The organism is Chitiniphilus purpureus, from assembly GCF_025642115.1.
GTDB classification, from domain to species: domain Bacteria; phylum Pseudomonadota; class Gammaproteobacteria; order Burkholderiales; family Chitinibacteraceae; genus Chitiniphilus; species Chitiniphilus purpureus.
Genome location: NZ_CP106753.1, coordinates 3,393,101 through 3,415,420, shown reverse-complemented (window position 1 = coordinate 3,415,420; position 22,320 = coordinate 3,393,101). Strand labels below are relative to the sequence as shown.

Annotated in this window: 20 protein-coding genes and 1 tRNA gene; 15 read left to right on the top strand and 6 right to left on the bottom strand. The window is 62.5% G+C overall.

The annotated features are described in order from the left end of the window. The first annotated feature begins 1 nt into the window (after position 1). From N8I74_RS15755 to N8I74_RS15710, 10 genes are all read left to right on the top strand, one after another. Positions 2-1,297, top strand: coding sequence for a hypothetical protein (locus N8I74_RS15755; protein WP_263124061.1), 1,296 nt, complete (start codon positions 2-4; stop codon positions 1,295-1,297). Next, positions 1,297-2,922, top strand: a complete 1,626-nt coding sequence (locus tag N8I74_RS15750) for a hypothetical protein (protein WP_263124060.1) — start codon at positions 1,297-1,299, stop codon at positions 2,920-2,922. The genes N8I74_RS15755 and N8I74_RS15750 overlap by 1 nt, the downstream gene beginning before the upstream one ends. 91 nt (positions 2,923-3,013) lie before the next feature. Continuing rightward, positions 3,014-3,166 carry a hypothetical protein gene (locus N8I74_RS15745; protein WP_263124059.1) on the top strand — a complete coding sequence of 51 codons (153 nt, stop codon included), beginning with the start codon at positions 3,014-3,016 and terminating at the stop codon, positions 3,164-3,166. Between the two features lie 75 nt (positions 3,167-3,241). After that, complete coding sequence (locus N8I74_RS15740; RefSeq protein WP_263124058.1) at positions 3,242-5,248, top strand: hypothetical protein; 2,007 nt, start codon at positions 3,242-3,244, stop codon at positions 5,246-5,248. Continuing rightward, the gene (locus tag N8I74_RS15735) at positions 5,248-5,754 is read left to right on the top strand and encodes a lysozyme (protein WP_263124057.1); all 507 of its coding nucleotides are present in this window, start codon (positions 5,248-5,250) and stop codon (positions 5,752-5,754) included. The genes N8I74_RS15740 and N8I74_RS15735 overlap by 1 nt, the downstream gene beginning before the upstream one ends. Then, positions 5,751-6,281, top strand: coding sequence for a lysis protein (locus tag N8I74_RS15730; protein WP_263124056.1), 531 nt, complete (start codon positions 5,751-5,753; stop codon positions 6,279-6,281). Before N8I74_RS15735 ends, N8I74_RS15730 begins: the two co-directional genes overlap by 4 nt. 10 nt (positions 6,282-6,291) lie before the next feature. Continuing rightward, positions 6,292-6,606, top strand: coding sequence for a hypothetical protein (locus N8I74_RS15725; RefSeq protein ID WP_263124055.1), 315 nt, complete (start codon positions 6,292-6,294; stop codon positions 6,604-6,606). Further along, a complete protein-coding gene (locus N8I74_RS15720) occupies positions 6,606-7,949 on the top strand; it encodes a polysaccharide deacetylase family protein (protein ID WP_263124054.1) in 1,344 nt (447 codons plus the stop codon). Before N8I74_RS15725 ends, N8I74_RS15720 begins: the two co-directional genes overlap by 1 nt. An 8-nt stretch (positions 7,950-7,957) precedes the next feature. After that, positions 7,958-8,218, top strand: coding sequence for a hypothetical protein (locus tag N8I74_RS15715; RefSeq protein ID WP_263124053.1), 261 nt, complete (start codon positions 7,958-7,960; stop codon positions 8,216-8,218). 120 nt (positions 8,219-8,338) lie between these two features. Next, positions 8,339-8,407: transfer RNA gene (locus N8I74_RS15710), tRNA-OTHER, on the top strand. Between the two features lie 336 nt (positions 8,408-8,743). Here N8I74_RS15710 and wecB read toward each other — a convergent pair. Next, a complete protein-coding gene (wecB, locus tag N8I74_RS15705) occupies positions 8,744-9,913 on the bottom strand; it encodes a non-hydrolyzing UDP-N-acetylglucosamine 2-epimerase (RefSeq protein ID WP_263124052.1) in 1,170 nt (389 codons plus the stop codon). 508 nt (positions 9,914-10,421) lie between these two features. Here wecB and N8I74_RS15700 point away from each other — a divergent pair. Beyond that, a complete protein-coding gene (locus N8I74_RS15700) occupies positions 10,422-10,865 on the top strand; it encodes a hypothetical protein (RefSeq protein WP_263124051.1) in 444 nt (147 codons plus the stop codon). 90 nt (positions 10,866-10,955) lie between these two features. Here the strand turns inward: N8I74_RS15700 and rlmD are convergent, their stop codons facing one another. Beyond that, positions 10,956-12,260, bottom strand: a complete 1,305-nt coding sequence (gene rlmD, locus N8I74_RS15695; protein ID WP_263126759.1) for a 23S rRNA (uracil(1939)-C(5))-methyltransferase RlmD — start codon at positions 12,258-12,260, stop codon at positions 10,956-10,958. 403 nt (positions 12,261-12,663) lie between these two features. Here rlmD and N8I74_RS15690 point away from each other — a divergent pair, with 403 nt between their 5' ends. Both N8I74_RS15690 and N8I74_RS15685 read left to right on the top strand, forming a co-directional pair. Next, entirely contained in the window at positions 12,664-15,222 is a 2,559-nt protein-coding gene (locus N8I74_RS15690) for a hybrid sensor histidine kinase/response regulator (RefSeq protein ID WP_263124050.1), read from the top strand. A gap of 64 nt (positions 15,223-15,286) precedes the next feature. Beyond that, positions 15,287-16,186 (top strand): ChbG/HpnK family deacetylase, encoded by a 900-nt coding sequence (locus N8I74_RS15685; protein WP_263124049.1) that lies wholly within the window; start codon positions 15,287-15,289, stop codon positions 16,184-16,186. Positions 16,187-16,208: 22 nt separating this feature from the next. Here the strand turns inward: N8I74_RS15685 and N8I74_RS15680 are convergent, their stop codons facing one another. Beyond that, on the bottom strand, positions 16,209-16,466 hold the full coding sequence (locus N8I74_RS15680) for a hypothetical protein (protein WP_263124048.1): 258 nt from the start codon (positions 16,464-16,466) through the stop codon (positions 16,209-16,211). A 310-nt stretch (positions 16,467-16,776) separates the two neighbouring features. Between N8I74_RS15680 and N8I74_RS15675 the strand changes: the two genes are divergently transcribed. Further along, the gene (locus N8I74_RS15675) at positions 16,777-17,475 is read left to right on the top strand and encodes a PEP-CTERM sorting domain-containing protein (RefSeq protein WP_263124047.1); all 699 of its coding nucleotides are present in this window, start codon (positions 16,777-16,779) and stop codon (positions 17,473-17,475) included. Positions 17,476-17,488: 13 nt separating this feature from the next. Here the strand turns inward: N8I74_RS15675 and N8I74_RS15670 are convergent, their stop codons facing one another. Both N8I74_RS15670 and purB read right to left on the bottom strand, forming a co-directional pair. Continuing rightward, positions 17,489-18,985, bottom strand: coding sequence for a YdgA family protein (locus N8I74_RS15670; RefSeq protein ID WP_263124046.1), 1,497 nt, complete (start codon positions 18,983-18,985; stop codon positions 17,489-17,491). Between the two features lie 30 nt (positions 18,986-19,015). Beyond that, complete coding sequence (gene purB / locus N8I74_RS15665; protein WP_263124045.1) at positions 19,016-20,386, bottom strand: adenylosuccinate lyase; 1,371 nt, start codon at positions 20,384-20,386, stop codon at positions 19,016-19,018. A gap of 294 nt (positions 20,387-20,680) precedes the next feature. Here purB and N8I74_RS15660 point away from each other — a divergent pair, with 294 nt between their 5' ends. Continuing rightward, complete coding sequence (locus N8I74_RS15660) at positions 20,681-21,580, top strand: 2OG-Fe(II) oxygenase (protein WP_263124044.1); 900 nt, start codon at positions 20,681-20,683, stop codon at positions 21,578-21,580. A gap of 52 nt (positions 21,581-21,632) precedes the next feature. Here N8I74_RS15660 and N8I74_RS15655 read toward each other — a convergent pair whose 3' ends face one another. Continuing rightward, positions 21,633-22,226, bottom strand: coding sequence for a hypothetical protein (locus tag N8I74_RS15655; protein ID WP_263124043.1), 594 nt, complete (start codon positions 22,224-22,226; stop codon positions 21,633-21,635). Between the last annotated feature and the right edge of the window lie 94 nt (positions 22,227-22,320).

The following is a 22,320-nucleotide window of genomic DNA, read 5'->3' as shown; positions in this document are numbered from 1 at the left end:
TATGCCACTCGATCCCCGTATCCCGTTGATGGTGCAGCAGCCGCAGATCCAGAGCCCGTTCGAGGTGCGCCAGAACGCACTGCAGATCCGGGCGCAGGAGGCGCTGCTGCAGGACCGCCAAGCCGAGCGTGAGGCCAAGCGCGCCGCCGCGCAGCAGGAGGCTACGCGCAACCAGCTCTACGCCAAAGCTTACGGCAGCGATGGCAAGCTCGACCGCAATGTGCTCCTGCGCGGCCTTGCTGATTCCGGCATGGGCGCTCAAATCCCTGAGCTGCAGAAAGGCTTCGCCGATCAAGACAAGGCAGAAATCGAAGCTGACAAGGCCCGCCTGATGCGCACTGGCGAGCAGATGGAGCTGATCGGCCGCGTCACGGCTGGCGTGAAAGATCAGGCCAGCTACGACCAGGCGAGACAGATGCTGGCACAGGCCGGCGTCGACCTGGGGCAAATCCCGGATGTGTACGACCCTACATTCGTTGCGAACGCGCGCAATCGGGCGCTGACGGTCTCGCAGCAGGTGCAGCAGGAGTGGAAGGGCAAAGAATATGACCTGGACGTCGAGAAATTCCAGTACGGACAACGGAACGATGCTGAAAACCGTGCCGTGCAAATCCGTGGGCAAAACATGGTCGACAGCCGCGCGCGGCAACAGATGGCCATCAATGCTGCAGGAGGCGGCAAAGAAGGCCGGCAAATGCGGCGGGACGAAGGCTCGTTGCGCAAGGAATTCGATTCACTGCCTGATGTAAAGGCGTTCAACGATGTGCGGCAAAGCTATCTGACAATCAAGGGCGTCGCAGCAAACCCATCTGCGCCCAATGACATCGCGCTCATTTTCAGCTACATGAAGATGCTCGATCCGGGCTCTGTGGTCAGAGAGGGCGAGTTTGCCACGGCACAGAACGCGGCCGGTATCCCGGATCGAATCCGGAACGTTTACAACAAGGCAATCAGTGGCGAGCGCCTGAACCCGGGTCAGCGCAATGAATTCGTACGGTCCGCTGGGGATGTCTACAGCTCGCGGGTTGGCCGGTACAACGATCTCGCCGAGCGATACCGGAGCTACGCTGCTGACTACGGTGCGGATCCAGAGCGGGTGGCGAGACCGGAGCCAATTCAGAGGGGCGCCGCCGCGGGCAAGCCCACATCCAGTGCTGGTGGGGCAAAGCCGGCGCAGAACACAGCACCCACCAAGCCGGCAACAAAGTTGAAGATCACCAGCAAGGCGGAATATGACCGACTCCCGTCGGGCACGCAGTTTATTGCGCCCGATGGCAGCGTGCGGAGGAAGCCGTAATGGCTGATTGGTGGGAAGACGCCCCGAAGGTGGATCGAGCTGCCAGCGATGACTGGTACAAGGCAGCGCCAGTGGTTCAGGAAAAGGCCGGCCCAACTCAGCGTCAGAAGCGCAGCACTTCCCAGGAGTTCGGCCGCCAGCTTGGCCTGGCCGGACGCTACATCCTTGAGGGGGCCGGCCAACTGGGGGGCATCGTTTACGACCCTGTCGCCTACATACAGAACAAGGTAACGGGGGGCAACGTCCCCGCGCTGGGCACCCAAGCAGCACAGCTTGCCGACAAGATCGGACTGCCCAGCCCAGAAGGCGGCCTTGAAGAGGCGGTTGGGGCCGGATCTCGCGGGGTGGTCGGTGCTGCTGGCGGCATCGGGTTGGCGCGGCAGGTGGGGGGCGCCCTGGCTTCACCGGTGGCCAAGGCCGTTGCGCAGCGGGCTACCCAGGGGCCTGCAGTTCAGGCTGTGTCGAGCGCCACCGGCGGCGCCTCGGCCGATGCAGCCCGGCAGGGCGGCGCGGGAACGGCCGGTCAACTGGTGGCCGGTGTCGCGGGCGCTTTGGGTGGCGCCGGGGCGGCTGGGCGCGTGTTGCCCAAGTCTGCCACTGGAGTGAAGGCGCTCCCGCCTACCCCCAAGCAGGGCCTCGCAAAAGAGGCGCGTGATGCGGGATATACATTGCCGCCGTCGACCAGCAATCCAACGATCGTCAATCGAGCGCTTGAAGGCGTGGCCGGCAAGATCTCGGTCGAGCAGGGCGCCTCGCTCAAGAATCAGGCCAAAACCAATGCCATGGCCGCGCGAGCCCTCGGACTGTCCGAAGATACGCCGCTGTCGCCGGACGTGCTGGCCTCGGTGCGCCGGGAAGCTGGACAAGCGTATGAGGCTCTGCGCGGGAAGGGGCCGATCAAAGCGGATGCGGCCTACACCAAGGAATTGATGGACGCGGTCATGAAGGACCGGAATGCAGCACGGAGCTTCCCGGGCCTGAAGAAGTCCGAGATCGAGCGGACTGTTAGAGCGTTGAATCAGCGCGTGTTCGATGCCGGCGACGCGATCGACGCGACGAGAGTCCTACGAGACCAGGCGGATTCGGTGGCGATGAATGACAAGGCGCTGGCCAAGACCTACCGTGGCCTTGCCGATTCGATCGAGCGTGCGATGGAACGGCACTTGGCCCGTACTGGCGACAAAGAGGCCGTGGACAGCTTCCGCGCGGCGCGCCAGCTGATCGCCAAGACCTATACCGTCGAGAAGGCGATGAACCCGGCGACGGGTGATGTGAACGCGCAGAAGCTGGGCGGCATGCTGGCACGGCAGAAGCCGTTGAGCGGAGACCTTCTGCAGGTCGCCCGGATCGCCCAGGCGTTCCCCAAGGCGACGCAGGAAATCCGCAGCAGCATGCCCGGCATCAGCCCGCTTGACTCGACGGCAGCACTCGGGACTGCGGTGATTGCGCAGCAACCCGGCTTGCTCGGGTCCGTGCTTGGCCGGCCGCTGGCGCGGTCTCTGATCCTGAGCGGCCCCTACCAAAACAGGATGGCAGCGCCCCCGAATCGGGTTGACCCGCAGACCGCAGGCAATAGCCTGCTTGTCCCGCTGTCGGTGCTGCAGTCCGAGACACGCAGCAGATAGAAGCCCAACCCTAAAAGCGAAAGCCCCGCGCTGCTACCAACAGCCGGGGCTTTCTTGTTCCACCCCTTGCAGCGACAAGAGGAAGACCTGATTGAAGATTACCAAGATGAACGTACAAGGCCAACTGGATTCCGACGGAGCGGCGCAATTTGCCAAGCGTATTGGCGACGCGTACGTCATTGCCTCCTGTTCCGCGTTTGTCGCCGCGGTGGCAGCGGTGATTGCTGCGATCCGCTGGTGGTAGCCAAGTCCTAGAACTTCAAACGATAGAAGCCCCGAGCCATCTGGCCGGGGCTTTTTGCATTACAGGGAGCCATAAATGGCCGCAACATTGATGCCGAACGGCAAGAACCAGTTTTTTGACTCGAACGGCCCGCTGTCGGGCGGGAAACTGTACACCTATGAGGCCGGCACTAGCACGCCAAAAGCGACGTGGGTGGACTCGGCAAAGCTGGCGGCCAATACCAACCCCATCATTCTGGATGCACGCGGAGAGGCATCGATCTATTGGGACGGCAACTACAAGGTCGTGCTCACTGACGCCGACGATGTAGGGATTTATACGCAAGATCCGGTCAAATCGCTTGCCACGGCAGAGGATATCGGGGTCATCGGCGAAATGTCGGACCCGAGCAGTAATAGCTACCGCGGCCCCTGGCTCAAGGATTACTCGGCACTGAGAAGTTATTCCGGGACGGGCGCTGTTCAGGTGCGCTGCCGTGAAACCGAGGGGGACGGCGGGCATGGGGAATTCTATTACGACTCAACGGACATCACCACTGCCGACAACGACGGGACCGTGCTTGTTGGGGTGGGGTCCAGGCGGTGGAAGCGCAAATATACCGGCCTGGCCGATCCGAAATGGTGGGGCGCAACGGGTGATGGTGTTACCAACGATCGGACCGCGCTGTCTGCAATGTTTGCCGTGACAAAACGGGTCTCCCTGTCTGGCCGATATAACCTGGGCACGCTCACTGCGGATGAGATCGTCTTCGATCTCACCAATGGGGGGGATGCAATTGTTTTGGAAACGTCGGGGATCGTGGAATTCATTTGCGAATCTGCGGCTACGGGGGTTGCCAAGGTACTGTTCGTTGCTGATGCGGTTGGGGTAAGGATCGGGCGATTCAAATTGACCGACAATGCCGCCAGTCGTGGCGCATCCTCCGGTACGGCGACGGGCGCAGTGCTGCTCTATCTGTGGGGTTACGACGACCCAGTTGAGGGCCTTGACGTTGATTACCTGTTTGGCGCCAACACGGTATCGCCCTTGATTGTTGGTGGCTACAACGTCGCCGGCTTTGGCCCGCGCGTGCGCGGGGCTCGAATCAGCTATATCGGTGGCGATAACAGCTATTACGGTGCGAATTTCCAAAACCAGGGCGACGGTTTCGAAATCGATCTGATTGACGTCACTGGATCGTTGCGGGCCTATTTCGCTTATGGCGTGCAAGACCACGATGTGACAATCCAGGATTACAGCGGGCTCGCCACTTCTGGCAACGTCAATATCTCGTGCATGAATGGGGAGCGGGATACCAGAAATATCCGCATCAAGTACCTCTCGCGTAGCTCGGCCTCTGCTGTTGGCGTACTGCTGAACCAGATTGGCCCGAACTACGGGACCATTGCGGGCATCCGCATCGAGCTGGACTACATCAGTACCGTGTCCAGCTCCAATGCGGTGGCATTGCGGGTTTACGACTCAAGCGGCGGTCCTGAATCGGTGGTTTCCACCAATGCCATATTCGATGATATTGCGATCCACGGCACCAGCTCTGGCCCTGGTTCGCATCTATCGTTCGGGTCATATGCAGTTGGCTTCAATAATGGCCGCAAAAGCCTGACGTTCGGGGACTCGATCGCACAGACCGCCATCAATGCAGCGGTACAATCTCAATTCAGGATGAATGGCGGCGGCCCGAAACGTAGTGGTTCATATACGCCAGTTCTGAGCGGGCAATCTTCGGCCGGCACTGCGACGTATTCAATTCAGCGCGGCGACTATGTAATTCAAGGCAATCTGTGTTTCTTTGCGCTCACCCTGTCTTGGAGCAGCCATACTGGAACTGGCAACATGACTATCTCAAATGCGATTCCATATCTCAGCAAAGCAACCAGCGGCCAAAACAATGCATTCGCCATTCAGCCCGGATTTGTTTTTACATCAGGGTATGCGTTGTCTGCTGGGAATCCACCTAATAGCCAGACAATCAATCCGGTGCAAACCAACCCCGCAACCGGGGCCATTGGTGGCATTGCGATCACGGCATCGGGATATCTCACTATCACTGGCGTTTATGAACTAGCAACGAGTGCACTGTAATGGACAAGAGACTACGAAATAGGCTAGTGGCTGCCTCAGTTGGTGGGGCGCTATCCATCGCCGTAGTGCTGCAGGGCTGGTTCGAAAGTGGCGACAAGGTCTATCGCGTGCCCTACGTCGATGCAGTCGGGGTGCTGACGGTATGCGATGGCGTCACCGGCCCGGAGGTTATCAAGGACAAACTCTACGCCGATGCCGAGTGCGCCGCCCTGGAGCGCAAGCACCTGCTGATTGCCGAGGCCGCGGCGAAGCGCCAGATCCGCACCTATTCCCAGCTCAATATGTGGCAGCAGGCTGCGCTGATCGACTTCACGTACAACGTGGGCGAAGGGAATCTGGCTGGATCCACCCTGAAACGGCGCTTCAACGCGGGCGATATTTATGGCGGCTGTGACGAATTGCTGAAATGGGTGAAGGGCCGCAAGGGCGGAAAGCTGGTCACGCTGGGGGGGCTAGTTGATCGCCGGCAGATTGAGCACGAACTATGCACGGAGTGGAAATCATGATCCCCGATATCAGCGCCCCGCAGCGCTACGCCCTGCTGATTGCCATATCGGCACTGATCGGTGCCGCTGTCGCGGGCAGTGCCGCCTGGACGATCCAAGGATGGCGCTACGGCGCCCGGATCGATCGGATCGAGGGCGGCCATGCCAAAGCGGCCGCCGCGGCCGCAGACCAAGCGCTGGCCTATCAGGCTCAGCTCATCCAACAGCGCGATGCGGCAGCCGCCAGGGCGGTGCAGGCTGAAGCCAAGGCGCGCGCCACCCTCAGGGAGTCCGTCAATGAAAACAAGCGCCTCGCTGCTGCTGTTGCTGCTGGGAATGTCCGGCTGCGCATCGCAGCCACCTGTCCATCCGCCACTGGTCCAGTGTCCGCCGCCGGGGAAAGTGAGCCCCTGGGTGATGGAGCCGGGGCCGAACTTGCAGCCAGTGCTCGATCGGATTATTTCGCCCTCCGCGACGGAATCACAGAGCAGCAACAAAAACTGAACGCGTGCCAGGGGGCATTGCGTGAGTTTGGCCACGCACCATAAGGGGAATCAGATGATTGGCACACTTAGCCGCTTTGTGGCGGCGGACACGCCCAGGACCGGGCACGCAATGAGCCGAATTGGACGCGATATCACGGTTGTCCAGATCACGGTATCGGGCACCGGCGCAGTTTCCGCATCGGGGGAGCTGCTGGGCTCCAACGATGGGGTGGCATGGGTCTCGCTCGGGACGCTCAGTGCCAGCGGCACCACCCTGGCGACATACGCGGACTACATCGACCGTCCGTATGAGCAGCTGCGATTTGACCCGATTGCAATCAGCGGCACTGGCGCCGTAGCAATCGTGACTCAAAGCGGGGTGGTGTGATGCTCAATGCCTATGCCAAGCGCTCCAGGCTTGGGCCGGTGACGCAGCCGCTTAGCAATAGTCTGCCTGGCTCTCCGTTTTTCGCGTTCCCGAGAGTACGCCCAGCCGGGGTGACGCTCAGCGGCAGTCCGGCCGAGAGCTACGAGCAGTTCGAGGGCCGGTGGTGTATGAAAATCACCACGCCTGTTGGCGCGTTCACGGATGTGGTTCTGCCTGTGCCAACCCCGATTTCCATCCCCGGCGGGGATATCACCGCCCTTGTGCACATTGAATCTGCCGCCACATGCCTTTCCGTCAACCTTTTCGCAGCAGACAGTGTCGGATACGTCAACTACAGCTATGCGGGGCAGACCAATCCGGCATCGCCGACATTCCCCACTATTGCTCGCCAGGGTTACGTGCACGTCGGCATCAACCTGCCGACCGGCGACAACGCCACTGATCCGCAACGGGAGTGGATTGTTGGGGGTGGAGCGGGCATGGCGTTTGCAACGACGCCAGTTGCAGCAGCCAAGCTGCGCATTACCCCTGCAGCGGGTACTCAGGCCACGGTGCGGATTTTCGGGGTCTGGCACAAAGAGCGGGCAAAGCAATCGTCGATCGTGCTCACCTTCGACGATGGCTGGGCCACGCAGCATTCCGCAGCGCTGCCGATCCTGGAAAAATACGGGTTGCGTGCCAGCCTGGGCATCATTGGGCCGCTTATCAATCAATCAACCTACATGACCACCGCGCAGCTGCGAGAATTCATCGCGGCCGGCAGCGAATGTGTGGTGCACGGCAACCCCAGCAACCCTGCGTATCCAGGCCGGCTTAACCTGGCGTGCTATGACACGATCCCTGAAATCCGAGCCGACCTGCGCGCCAATGCCGATTTTCTGCGTTCAAACGACCTGGTCACTAATAATTCCGATCAGTTCTACATTTACCCTCAGGGGGTATGGCAACACGCAAAGGACGATCGCAGGATTCTGGATGCGCTCGCGCAGGAGGGGTTTACGGCTGCGCGAGGGACCGTGACCAACGCGGTGTCGATTATCGGGGGGCGCTGGGCAAAATACGATCGCTGGCAAATCCCCATTGTGGGCCATTTGTGGGCTGGCGCCGGGGCCGGCGCCGAAGATGCAAACATCACGCGAATTATCAGCCGCGTTACCGCTGCGGTTAATCAAGGCCGTTGCCCTTGGCTAACGTTCCATCATTTCCGCGCGCCCACGAGCGCGCAAGATATCGACCCGGCTAATTTCGAGAAGATTTGCGCTGCCATTGCCGACTTGATTAACAGTGGCGCGGCAGTAAATTTGCTGGCAACTGAATTTGTCGCTCAGGCCCTGGCGCAGTAGGGGGTTATATGTGCCAATTCATTTCGAGCGCGCTGCATGCGGCGCATGAGGCAATAAAAGACTCAGTGAGGGTGGCGTATGTGTGGACAGGGACACTGGTGGCCGGGATGACGGCCGAGACGCTTTCCTACATCCTGGCGGCAACGTTCACGGCCTACCAGTTCGGGAAAATGCTGTGGCGAGACCTGGGGCGCCCGCTGTGTGAGCGCCGGGGCTGGGTCAAGAAGCGCAGCCGTCGCAAGGCGGACCGGCCGGCAGCGGGGCTGTAGGGTCTGCGTTGGGTTTGGCTGTGCCGGATTTTGTGCGGCACGTTTGCGTATCAACGATCCATTGTGCGGAAATTTGCGTACTTGTGCAGTGGCGAGAAGCAGCAAGTCATTGTTTAATAACGGAATGTGTGTGTGATCCCTAGCATGGGGTGCAAGGGGTCGCGAGTTCGAATCCCGCCATTCCGACCATAAAATCAAGGGCCTACGGTCATATGACCGTAGGCCCTTGTTCTTTTGCGGGGCAGGCCAAGCAGCCAGCCATGACAAGCCTGCCGTGAGCAGGATGGGCACTCACTTCCCGGTCGCGCGGTCCGTACCCGTCCTGTCCGCCGCTTCGACAAGCTGCCCGGTGTTCATGGCAAATAATATGGGGCCTGGCTGTCGGTGGAATACCCCAATGGAATCCGGCGATCCTCGTGAAATGTGCTTGCCGCCCATGGCTGCCGGCCCGAGTCCTTCTTCCGTTCATGCCGTATTCCCGGCAAGGCGGGGCTGACAAGGGCGGGGCAGGCGTTTCAAGCGGGGTTATGCATGGCCATGCAGCGATGTGGTTGGCTGGGGTGGCGGGGAGAACGGCTGTACGGGCTGGCCTGCCAGCGCGGCGACAATGCGGGTTGATGCAAGGCCATCGCCATAGGGGTTGCTCAGGCGCACAAAATCCAGGTGGGGGGCAGGGTTGTCCAGCAGCCGGTTGATCGCGCCCGCGATGTTGATCCAATCGCCATTGATCAATCTGACCGTGCCGGCGGCAACAGCTTCAGGGCGTTTGCTGGCATCGCACATCACCAGCACCGGTTTGCCCAATGCCGGGGCTTCTTCCTGCACCGTGCCCGAATCGGTCAATACCATATGCGCGCGTTGGAGCAACCGGATGAAGTGCAGATAATCCAGGGGTTCGACCAGATCGATATTGTTGCGGCCATTCAGCGTGGTCTGGATCGGCCCACGCAGCCGCGGATTGAGCCTGACGGGATAGACGATATGGACATCGTCGCGGCGTGTCAGTTTGGCAAGCACCTGGCAGATCGCCGCGAAGCCGGAGCCGGCAGGGCCATGGTGATAGCCGGTCACCACCAGCAGCCGACGACCCGCTGGAATCGCAGGTAGTCCAGCATCCAGGCGTTCTTGCAAGGCTGGATCGGCAAGGATGCGGGTATTGGCATGGCGTGCGGCGTCGATCACGGTGTTGCCGGTCAGCAGTACGCGGCCGGGCACCTGCTCGGCCGCCAGATGGGCCGCGGCGCCAAGACTGGGTGCAAACAGCAGGTCGCCGACACTGTCGATGATATGACGATGGGCATCGCGCAGCTGAGGTCGCGCAGGATTGCCGGTAGGCAGCCCTGCCTCGACATGCGCAATCGGTATCCGGCGCCGATAGGCCGCGAGCGACGCTGCCATGGCAGTGATGCCCGCACCATGCACCAGCACGCGATCCGGTCGGCAGGCCTGCAGCACCGGTTCCAGGGTGGTGAACCAATGTGCACATATCTCATTCAATGAGCGGTTGCCCCGCATGGGGTCGAGCCGATAGTCAGGATTGATATTAAAAAGCGATAGATCGTTACCGGTGATGAATCTGTCCTGACTGGCAATGCACATGATCGATTCAAACCCCGCATGGCTGGCAAGTGCCTGCGCGATCGGCCCCATCTTGATCACATCTGAGCGGCTGCCGAAAATGGATAATAGTCTCATGGCAATGCTTCCCCGGCAGAATCAGCTCATATGTAGTTAGTTCAATGATTTAAATGCAGTTCTCCTGGGCGGGCAAGGCGTTTGGCATCCGTTCGTCATCTTGCATGTATTCCGGTTGCGACTGTTCCGCTCAGTAGGCGGCAGATTGGAAGCGGTTCTGCTGGAGCGCTTGGATTGCACGCTACCGGCGAATATTTTCTTAAGATGTGTGAAATAAAGCGCTGTGCCTGCTTCTGGCAAGGATGAGGGTCCGAAGCGCTGCAGGCGACAGGACGGTGCAGGCCAGTTGCGCTGCCGATGAGGGGGGCGAAAAGGGGAGGTGAGGGGGCTGAATGTGGCTTTCTGCCTGCTGCCTTTGATCACCGATATATGGATAATTGGCAGCTCACATTTTGGTATACGCTCCGGCGGTTCTATATAGACCCCGAATCCGGCAAGTTTCTGATCGGGCCATGGCCGGCAACAGCAAAAGAGATACTAGGCAGCGGCAATGCGATATCGCGATCGAATGATGTTGAAGAAGGTGGGTGCCTTGCTCATGGGCTGGGCTTGTGGTGCGGCGATGGCTGATCCCTACGTGCAGATCGACAAGTTCGCGGCCCTGGATGCCGGGAGCATCCAGGTCGAAGGGGGTGAAATCCGCTATATGCTGGTGATGCCCCATGCCGAGGGGCCGGAGCGTCGCAACGCGCTAGTGCGCCTGCTCGACTGCAAGCAGCAACGGACCCGTGACGTGCGTATCCTGGTGCTTGCCACCGAAGGAGGGCACGTCCTTGAGGAGTTGCCGCCACCGACCGAGGGAACGCGCAAGGCCGAGGAGGGCAGCGCAATTGAGCGGCTGCACGTGGCGTTGTGCAAGGGACAGCGCAGCCCTGCGGAACTGGAGGCGATGCTCAAGCCGAGCGAGAAACCGGCCGAAAAGGCTGTCGAAAAGCCCGTCGAGAAGCAATGAACAGGCGGCCGCAGCGCGGCCGTTTTGCTTTACAGGGCGGCTGCCAGGCGGCCGCCCATTGGGCCGCGTCTGTCTAGATGCAAAGCGTGGTCACGGCTTTTCAAACCACGCGATCGATTCGACGTGCGCCGTATGCGGGAACATGTTGATCACGCCCGCGCCCTTGAGCACATAGCCTTTCACATTCACCAGCACGTTGGCGTCACGCGCCAACGTAGCGGGGTTGCACGATACATAGATGATGCGCGACGGCGCGTCGCTCGCGCTGATCGATTTCACCAATTCCATCGCGCCGTCGCGCGGCGGGTCGATCAGCATCTTGTCGAAACGTCCCAGCTGGGCTAGCCACGCCTCGGTCATTTCAAACAGATTGGCGACCGCAAAGTCGGTCAGATGTGCAAGGCCGTTATGGCGCGCGCCCTCGAAGGCCCGCTCCACCAGTTGCCGGCTGCCTTCCATGCCCAATACCCGTGCGCCACGGCGGGCAATCGGCAGCGTGAAGTTGCCCAGACCGCAGAACATGTCCGCAATGGCTTCACCGGGCTGCGGGTCGAGCAGGTTGATCGCGCGTTCGACCATCACCCGGTTCACCGCATGGTTCACCTGGGTGAACTCGGTGGGCCTGAACGGCATTTCGATGGCAAATTCCGGCAAGGTGTAGCTCAACGGCGGTGCGTCAAGCGGATAGAGCGGATACGCGCTGTCCGGGCCTTTGGGCTGCAGCCAGATCTGCACGCCCCATTGGTCGGCGTAGGCTTTAAAATGGGCCTCGTCCTCGGGCGTGATCGGCTCCATGTTGCGGAACACCAGCACGGTGACCCACTCGCCTACCGCCACCTCGATCTGCGGCATCCGATCGAAGATCGACAGCTTGGCGACCAGTTGGCGCAACGCCGGCAGCTGCTGCGCCACGTGCGGTACCAGCACGTGGCACTCGGTCATGTCGGCGATGAAGCTGGAGCGTTTTTCGTGAAACCCCACCAGCATGCCGCCTTTCTTGGCCACGTGCCGCACCGATAACCGGGCTCGCTGACGATAGCCCCAGGGCGCGCCATAGATCGCAGGCAGGAGCATTTGCGGTTTGACATTGCCGAGCCGGGCCAGATTGTCTTCGAGTACGCGCTGCTTGGCGGCCACCTGCCCGGTAAACTCCATGTGCTGCATCGAACAGCCGCCGCAAATGCCGAAATGCGGGCAGCGTGGCGTGGTGCGCAGGTGGCTTTCCTTCAGGATCCGCAGCACCTGGGCATTCTCAAAGCTGGGCTTTTTGCGGTAGGTGTTGAAGGTGACCGTCTCGAACGGCAGCGCGCCGTCGATGAATACGGTCTTGCCTTCGACATGGGCCACCCCATGACCTTCGTGGTCCAGCGATTCGATCAGGGCAACAGGGCTCATGGTGGTCAGGGGCCAGGAAAAACCTGCGATTATACCGGCTGGCTCCTGTTGACGGCGCTGCGCTGGCGCGGTTGTGCAACAGCGGTCCTGGCAATGGCATGTCATGGGGCGGTCGCGTTTATGATGCAGATCTCACCATCATCGAATGTCAGCATCCAATCGAGCAGTGCACCACGCTGCCGGCACCATCGAAGGGAAGGAGTTGGCGTGAACGACACCGAAATCAGCGGCTGCGCAGACCCGTCGCCGTGTCTGCAATTTACAAGAACGAGGCCGGCTCCGGCGCCATGACGCCGTTGTCTTCAGCGCTCGCTTGCAGCCGGCTCCGCCGCTGCCGGGCGGCCAAGGGGTCGGGCGAAGGCCGCGGCCACTGTTCCATCGTTCTCCATTAGAAGCAGACGCTATGCAAACCGCTTCGCATTTCCAGCTCGACCGCCTGGCGCATGCGCCGGATTGGGAGGTCTTCGTCCTCGACATGGTGAGCCGTGCCCTGTCCGCATTCAACGCCAGGCGCGTGCTGCTGGTGCTGCCGCATGAGGGGCGCGCCGTCATCCGTGCGCAGGCAATGCGTGGGCAGCGGCCCCTGTCGTTCGAAGACCCCCAGGCACCCGCGCATTTCTACGGCGTGGCCGGCGACGAGCTGGACTGGCAGTTGCGCGAACCGGCGGTCTCGCTGCATGCCACCGACCTGACTGCGCAGGATATCTGGGACGAGGCGGAACCGGAGAACGCCACGCTATACCGGCTGATCCTGCCGCTATGCGTGGACACCGGTCTCGTGGGCCTGCTGTATTGCGAACTGACTGACGTGGTGCGGGTGAGCCTGATGCTCGACACCGCCGCGTTCCGGCTGGAATGCGAGGCGTTGGCGCGCTTGCTGGCCGAACGGGTGCAGGCGCGGCGGGAAGGGCGGATGGCGCCGGACGACATGACGGCACAGCTGCAGGCAAGCCTGGTGCGCGCCGAGGAATACCGCGTGTTGCTGCAAAAGCTGCACGGCGTGACCCTGCAGCTGACCGAGGCCCCGGATCTGGACACCCTGTATCGGATGGCGGTCGAGCTGGGGATCACTGAGCTGGGGTTCGACCGCATGGCGGTGTTCGAGGCACACGTGCCGCAGAACCTGATGTCCGGTACCTACGGTACCGACAACGACGGCTGTCTGACCGACGAACACTGGTTCAAAAGCACACTGCCGGTGCACCCGATGTTCCAGGAGGCGCTGAGCCGGCGCGACACCGTGGTGGTCAACGAGGATGCGGCACTGTATTACAACAAGGTTGTGGTCGGACGGGGTTGGAACGCGTTGGCCGGCCTGTGGATCGGCGAGGAGTTCGTCGGCTGGGTGGCCGTGGACAACTACCTGCGTCGTCGCCCGTTGCAGCCCTATCAACGCGAAGTCATCAAGCTGTTCGGTTCCATCCTTGCGCAACTGATCCGCGTCAAGCGTGCCGAGCACGAGACGCGGCAGCTCAACGAGCGCCTATCCATCCAGGCGGCCGAGCTTGCCCGGGCCCGCGATGCGGCCGAAGCGGCCAACTTCACCAAGAGCGAATTTCTTGCCACCATCAGCCACGAGATCCGTACGCCGCTCAATGGCATCCTCGGCTTTCTGCAATTGCTGCACGGTACCCAGCTTGCCCCCGAGCAGCGTGACTATGTGAACACCATCGAGCAATCGGGTGAGACGCTGCTGGCCCTGATCAACGATCTGCTCGACTTTTCCAAGATCGAGGCGGGCAAGCTCGCCTTGCAGCAGCAACCGCTGGATCTGCGTGCCGTCACTGCACAGGCGTGCGCCATGCTGGCGGCAAGGGTCGCGCAGAAGGAACTGGCACTGACCATCCACATCGCCCCCCATCTGCCTGCGGGCTATCTGGGCGATGCGATGCGGCTGAAGCAGATCCTTGTCAATCTGATCGGCAATGCCATCAAATTCACCCAGCACGGGGGGGTCACGGTGACGCTCGATTGCGTGGCCGGGGCGCCGCGCATCGAGATCGCCGATACCGGGATCGGTGTGCCGCAGGACAAGCGGGACCTGCTGTTCGAGCGCTTCTACCAGGCAGAATCGGGCTCGACCCGCCGCTACGGCGGCACAGGACTCGGTCTTGCCATCTGCAAGCTGCTGGTTGAGCTGATGGGGGGCACCATCGGTGTCAAATCCGAGCCGGGGCAGGGATCGCGCTTCTGGTTCCAGCTGCCCGCGGCACCCGCGGACCCGGGAACCGACTGGGTGGCGCATTGGGAGCCGTTGCCGCAGATGCTGACCTATCTGCGGGACCGACGCCTTGCCTGGTTGAACGGATCTCCGTGGCGCGCCGAGATCGAGGAGTACCTGTCGCGGGCTGGCGTACGCTGGGTGCCGCCCGATCAGGCCGAACTGCTGCTGTGCGATGGCGACGCCCAGGGCGACGACGCCCGGCCGTGTATCGCGTTGGTATGGCATCCACCCTGTCCTGGCGCCGCGCATACGCACTATGTGATCAAGCCCCTGCTGGGCAAGATCGGCCTGGTCCGCGCGTTGCAAGCGGTATTCGTCGGCGAGGCCGGCGAGCGCCCGGCAGCGCACCGTACGGCGCTGTCCACCGGACGGCGCATCCTGCTGGCCGAGGACAGTGCGGTCAACCAGCGGGTGGTGGAGCGCTATCTGCAGCAGTTCGGCTACAAGGTGGTCACGGTGGAGAACGGCCTGGAGGCATTGCGCTGTGCCGAATCCCAGCACTTCGACCTGGTGCTGATGGATTGGCAGATGCCGGTCATGGATGGCCTGGAAGCCACACGGCGACTGAGGGCCGCGCCGGCCAGCCGCGATTGGCCTATCGTGGCGTTGACGGCCAATGCCCAGGCCGAAGGAGAGGCGTTGTGCCGTGAGGCAGGCATGGACGCCTATCTGGCCAAACCACTCGATCTGACGCGCTTGCGCAGTACGATCGAGCGCCTGCTCGATACTGGCAGATGACCCGACCATGCCACGGCATGGCCTCCATTTTTGCATTCCCGTCCATGAAGGCAGGAGAACCCGGATGATCCCTTTGCAACAACGGTTGGGTTTTGCCCCCGATGCCCGCGTGCTGATCCTGCATGCCGACGACATCGGCATGTGCCAGGCCACGGTCAGTGCCTGGCGCGGTCTGCTGGATGCCGGCCTGCTCACCTCCGCTTCGGCGATGGCACCCTGTGGCTGGTTTGCCCATGCGGCGGAAGTGGCGGCCGAGTATGGCGAGCGGGCTGACCTCGGGCTGCATCTCACGCTCAACTGTGAGTTCACCCGTTATCGCTGGGGGCCGCTGACCGGCAATGCCCCCGAGACCGGCCTGGTCGATGGCCACGGGTATTTCCACGACAAGGCCAGGGGCACACATGCGGCGCTGAATATCGCGGCGGCCGCGCGCGAGCTGGCGGCGCAGGTGGCACATGCCCAGCGCTTCGGCATCGATCTGACCCACCTGGACAGCCATATGTTGACGCTGTTCCATCCGGAGCTGGTCACGCTGTATCTCGATCTGTGCCGGCAGCATCGCTTGCCGCCACTGCTGCTCGACGACGTGGCCGAGACGGCGCGCCTTGCGGTGATCCCGGAGCAATGGGCGCAAGGGATCGTGGCACAGGCGCGTGCCGCGATGCAGGCCGGGGATGCGTTGCTGCTGGATAGCTGGGAGGTCTTGCCGTTCAACCTGGCACTGTCACCGGCGGAGCGTCTGACCTGGGCCTGCCGCTGGCTGGATCAGCGCGGCCCGGGGGTGCATTGCCTGGTCGGACATCCGGCGGACGATACGCCGGAACTGCGGGCGTTGGCGCCGGACTGGGCGACCCGGGTGGCGGATCGGCAAGTGCTCGGCAGCCATGCACTGGGGGCGGCGATCGCCGAACGGGGGTTCAAGCTGGTCGGCATGCGTGCGCTGCAGGCGTTGTTGACGCGTTGATCCGGGGCGAAGGCGGCCGGGTTCAGCGCTTCTCCATGTCCTTGCCGATCACCTTGTCGTTGACGAAGCGGATGGTGACTGTGGTGCCGCCGCTTTGCCAGATCGCGCTTTCCCCGGAAATGCCCAACAGGCTGGCGCCGTCGGTCTGGTCCGGCTCGCCCAGAAGCCCAATCACCTCGGCACGCGTCATGCCGGTTTCGATCTGCGCATAGCGCTCGGGACTCAGCCGGCTGCATGCGGCGAGGGTCAGCAGAAAAAAACAGGTGGCGATAAGGCGCATGGTTACGACAGGACGCGGATGAAGCCAGCACGATAGCCTAGATTGTCGATATGGGGGCAGGCCGCGTATCGCGGATATTGGGCAGAGCGGACCCGGATCGGGCATGCTGTGTGACTGCCACCATCAGGCGGTGATAGCCATTTTGACATCAACACATTGATAGCATTGGTATTTCTCGGCGCTTCTCTCCCGGGCGACGAGGGGTGCGCCACCGGATTTTCGGAGCAATCCAACGTTGAGGACCTGGCCGGGGGCGACGTGAGCGAGGGGCGTGCCTGTGTGCGGAGAAACGTTTACAGGAGTTCACCCTATGTCTATGCGGTATTGGCTTGCCCTGGGCGGCCTGCTTTATGGCTCGGTCGCGTCTGCCCAGTTGACCACTGTCGAAGGCCGGCAGGTAAAGATCGATTACGATGCCGACCGTTTCACCTTCCTGACCTTCGATTACCAGAACAAAGAGCAGTATTTCCAGCCCAAGTACCGGACGCTCGAAAACGGCATCGCGCTGGATTTCAATGCCTTCCGGCTCGATCACACGGTATGGCAGCCGGACGATCCCGGCCGGGGCATGGTCGGCTACTACGACGCCTATTTTGCGTTCCGCCCCAAATCAGGCTACCGCATCACCGGCTATGAGGCCGTCTTCAGCGGCCACTATCAGATCGAGAGTGCGGGCCGCATCGATTTCAAGCAGATCGGCCAGCCAACGGTACAACTCGGGGCTGCTGGCGGCATGCGCTCGTTCAACCACGTGGTGCACTTCGAAGGGGCCGACTCGCCGCTGCTCAATGGCAATGTGACGGCGGTGGCGCGTGCCTACGAGTCGTTCGCCGGGGCATTCGCCGGCGAGCTGGCGCCCGGACGGGTGCAGTTCGAACTCCAGGAGATCGCGCTGAAGGCAGTCCTGTCGCCGGTGCCGGAGCCGGCGAGCGGGCTGCTGCTGTTGCTGGGTGGCGGCGCGCTCGGCTGGCGGCACCGCCGGCGTGCCAAGGTCGCCGCCGCGCGGTGAAGGCGGCTTTGCATCAGGGCTGAGGCGGCGCGCTCGCTGCCACGGCGTCCGGATCGTCGTCGGGTCCGGGCGCTGTGGGTTCATCCCATGGCATGGGCACCGCACGGCCGTTGAGTACGAAGCGGCCGCCGGCGAGCGAAGCACGGGCCGACAGCGTATCGCCGTCGATCCGGATCAGATTCTGACTGGCCATGCGTTGCAGCTGACCCTCGACGAACTGGCTGACCAGAAAGTCGAGGTCCGCCTGGGCGATCTGGCTGTCTGTACCGCCGAACAACGCCCGCGCCTGCCAGCTTGCCACCGCTTCAAGCACCTGCCGTGGCATGGTGAACTCCGCGTCGGCGTTGAGTTTGCTGACAAAGCTGGCCGGCTGGTCCAGATCGGCAGGCACGAAGCCCTTGAGTCCGACCCGGCCGGCAAAGCGGATGTCGCCGTCGGGGACCCGCATATACAGCGATTTGATCGCCAACTGCGGATCATGGGCCAACAGCGGCATGCCCTGGTCGCGCGCCAGCTTCAACACCTCGGCGGCCAGTTGCTCACGGTCCGGCGCCTGTTGTTGCAGCCGGGTCAGTTCGCGGCCGAGTTTGGCCAGTGTCGGGCCATGCAGGTGCTTGGCTTCGGTTGCGAGTTCGGCCGGTCCGTACTGCTGGCCGTCCAGCAACAGCCTCGCCAGCTTCAGATCGGCGCTGCCGTCGACGAAATCCCCGTTCTCGCTCAGTTCGCTGCGGTAGGCAAGGTCCTGCAATTCGGCGCGCAGTGCCTGCGCCCCGCTCAGCTCCAACGTCATGCCCTTGATCTGCGCGGACGAGGTTCCCAGCATCAGCCCGGTCTTGCCACGCGCCTGGTCCAGGGCCAGCTGCAGCCCGTCGAAGGCGAAGCGCCCCCGGTCGCGTACCGTGACCGCAAGGCCGGCGGCGCTGGCATCGAGCTTCACCTTGTTGAAGTCACCGTCGTACTGCAGCTCGGCCTTGAGCCCCTGCCAGGTGACGCTGACCCCGGCCAGGGTCTCCTCGTATCGGAAGGCGGGCACGCCGAGCGCTATCCTGCCGTCGTCGCCAAAGCCGATCCGGTTCTGGATGCTGATCGGGCGCTGCTGACCGAACATCTTCTCCAGAAACTGGCGCGTCTCGGCAGAGAACACGAAATCGGTGGTGACCACCGCCTTGTACGGCGTGGGGTTGCCCGACAACAGCAATGGCAGCGGGCCGTGCTGCACGTGCTGGGTGTAGCGCACCTCGAATTGCGGCAGGGCTTCGCCCTCGCGTTCGAGCATGAAGCGATACAGCTGTGGGTTGAGCTTGATCGTGGCACTTTCGGTGGATGAGAACCAGCCGCGCTGGTACTCACGCTGGGTGACCACGAAATAGGGCAGGCTTGCCAGCCACTTGTGTTGCTTGGCCAGCGTGCGTTCGGCTGCCTTGCCGGCCCACCAGGCCCCACCGCCGTAGGCGGCGGCAAGACCGGCCAGCGTACCGGCAATGGTGAGAATCAGCGCCTTGCGTTTCAAGCTCGACTCCTCAGGATGGGTTCGTCCGGATCAGATGCGGCGGGCCAGCGCCTCGGCCTGGCCCAGGTAGCTGGCCGGCGTCATCTGCTTGAGCCGGGTCTTCTCGGCCTCCGGGATCGCCAGGGCATCGATGAACACGGCCAGCGTTTCGCGGGTGATGCCGCGCTGGCCGCGGGTCAGTTCCTTCAGCTGCTCATAGGGGTTGGGCACGCCGTAGCGGCGCATCACGGTCTGGATCGGCTCGGCCAGCACTTCCCAGTTGCGGTCCAGGTCGCCCAGCATGGCTTCGCGGTCCGCCACCAGCTTGTTGAGTCCCTTGAGCAGTGCCGCGTAGCCGAGCTGGGCGTAGCCCAGGCCCACGCCCATGTTGCGCAGCACCGTCGAGTCCGTCAGGTCGCGCTGCCAGCGGCTGATCGGCAGCTTTTGCGACAGATGGGTCAGGATGGCGTTGGAAAGGCCCAGGTTGCCTTCGGAATTCTCGAAGTCGATCGGATTGACCTTGTGCGGCATGGTCGAGGAGCCGACTTCGTTCTTGTTGACCCGCTGCTTGAAAAAGCCGAGCGAGATATAGCCCCACACATCGCGGTCCAGGTCGATCAGGATGGTATTGATGCGCGCCACCGTATCGTAAAGCTCGCTCATGTAGTCGTGCGGCTCGATCTGGATCGTATAGGGGTTGAACGTCAGCCCCAGGCTTTCGACGAAGCGGCGGCAGAAGCTCTCCCAGCCAAAGTCGGGATAGGCGGAGAGGTGGGCGTTGTAGTTGCCTACCGCGCCATTGATCTTGCCGAGGATCTCCACCTTCTCCAGCCGCTGCAGCTGTCGTTCCAACCGGTAGGCCACGTTGGCGATCTCCTTGCCCATCGTGGTCGGCGTCGCGGGCTGGCCGTGCGTGCGGCTCATCATCGGCGCGTCGGCCAGCTCGTGCGCCATCTCCTTGAGCTTGCCGATGATCTCGCGCACCCGGGGCAGCAGCACGACATCGCGCGCGCCCTTGAGCATCAGGCCATGCGACAGGTTGTTGATGTCCTCGGAAGTGCAGGCGAAGTGGATGAACTCGGACGCGGCGCTCACCTCGGTGTTGCCCGACAGCCGCTCCTTGAGCCAGTACTCGACCGCCTTCACATCATGGTTGGTGGTGCGCTCGATCGTCTTCACTTCGAGCGCGTGCTCGGGCGAGAACTGCGATACCACCAGGTCCAGCTCGGCAATGGTCGCCGCGGAGAAGGGTTTGATCTCGGCGATGGCCCCTTCGGCCGCCAGCGCCTTCAGCCAGGCGACTTCGACCGCCACGCGGTGTTTGATCAGCGCATATTCGCTGAAATGGGGGCGCAGCTCGGTCAACTGCTTTTCGTAGCGGCCATCGAGCGGCGACAGCGCGGTCAGTGCGGATAGTTCCATCGTGTTGCTTCAAGCGGTTGAATCAAACCCGAAATTCTAACACAGCCCCCGCCGCCGCCGCGGGGAGCTTGGCCAGTACCTTGCCGCTGCCCGGCGGGCGGTGTCGATGCTGCATGGCAATATCGCACAGCACCTTTACAGCCGAGGCAATGTGTGCACTGCACAATCAAATCGGCGTGACATTTGCGACCAATGTGTTGAAGAATGCGTATCAGCCCAGGTTGCCGTACGTGTCGAGCGAGCGTGCCGGCAAGCGCCTGGACATAAAACCAAACCGGATGGATGGAGATAGAAATGAGCAAGATCACTCACCTTTCGCCTGAGTGGCAAAGCTGGATCCTGGAGAACCTGGGCCGCGGCTGCACGCCGCAGTCGGTGGTTGAGGTGATGGTGGAAAAGAACTTCGATCCGATGTTCGCCAGCGCCATCGTGTTCCACTTCGTTTCGAGCGGTAACAGCGGCGCCGGCGGATTGCCCGGCCCGGCGATCCCGGGGGCGCAGTCGGCCCAGCAGCGGGCGATCCAATCCGGGTATGTCTATGAGACGCCGCGTTTTCCGCAGGCCGGCAGCGTGATCCGTACCGGCGATCGCGACGTGCGCGTGGTGGTGCGGATGGAAAAGCCGGTGGTCGCGGTGCTGGACGGGTTGCTGTCGCAGGAGGAATGCGATGAGCTGATCCGGCTGTCGGCGAACAAGCTCAAGCGCTCCACCATCGTCGATCCGCAGACCGGGCGCGAGGAGGTGATCGATGACCGTACCAGTCTCGGCACCTTCTTCAGCCTGCGCGAAAACGAATTCATCGCCCGGCTGGACGAGCGGGTGTCGCAGCTGATGCATTGGCCGGTGGAGAACGGTGAGGGGCTGCAGATTCTCAATTACCGGGTCGGCGGCGAGTACAAGCCGCACTACGACTATTTCCCCGAGCAGGATCCAGGCAGCCATGTGCACCTGAAGAGCGGGGGCCAGCGCGTCTCGACGCTGGTGATGTATCTGAACGATGTGGACGAGGGCGGGGAAACCATCTTCCCGGAGATGGGCCTGTCGGTATCGCCGAAGAAGGGCTCCGCAGTCTATTTCGAGTACTGCAACAGCCAGGGGCAGGTCGACCCGCTGACGCTGCATGGTGGCGCGCCGGTGATCAAGGGCGAGAAATGGATCGCCACCAAATGGATGCGGCAGCGCATCTTCGGCTGACATCCCCCCATGCCCGGTGCCACATGGCGCCGGGCACAGGGCCTGTCCAGGCTCAGCGCAGCAGCCGGTTGGGCCGTTCCGGGCGCGACAGCAGGCCGGCTTCCGCCAGCGCCAGCATCGCCAGCGCACCGCCGATCGCCAGGATCAGCAGCAGCAGATACAGGCCCATGATCCGCGCGAAAGGCTCGCGATAATTCCATTCCCGGGCAATGCCAAGGAGCCCGGCAAACAGCCAGCTGATCATCGAGACCGCGCCCAGCGCGCCCACCGTCATGCGCTCCGGCAGCGGCAGCCCGATCAGCGGCAGCCGCAGCGACAGCACCGGAAAGGCCAGCCGGTGCAGCAGCCAGCCGTTGGCGGACAGCACCAGGACCACGCTGAACTTGGCCCACAGCTTGGGATTGGCAAGGTAGTGCGCGCCCTGCTTGCTGTAGCCGAGCAGCACCAGCATCAGGCCGGTGCCCCAGAGCAGCACCAGCAACTGCACCACCTGGCGGGTGGTGCGTTCCAGGTAGCGGCGCCGCTGTTCGTCCAGTGGGCGGTGGCGCCAGTGCCACAGTCGCCTGTCCGCCGTCAGTACCGCGGCCAGCGCGAAGCACACAGTGAGAAGGTGCACGTAGAGCACCCCGAGCTTGATCGTTTCCATGCTCCATCCCTCGTTAAGTATCGTTTTTGTATTGCTTTTTTCCGATCATAACCGGATGGCATGGCATCGTTCCGGCCGCCTGGCACGTGCTCCA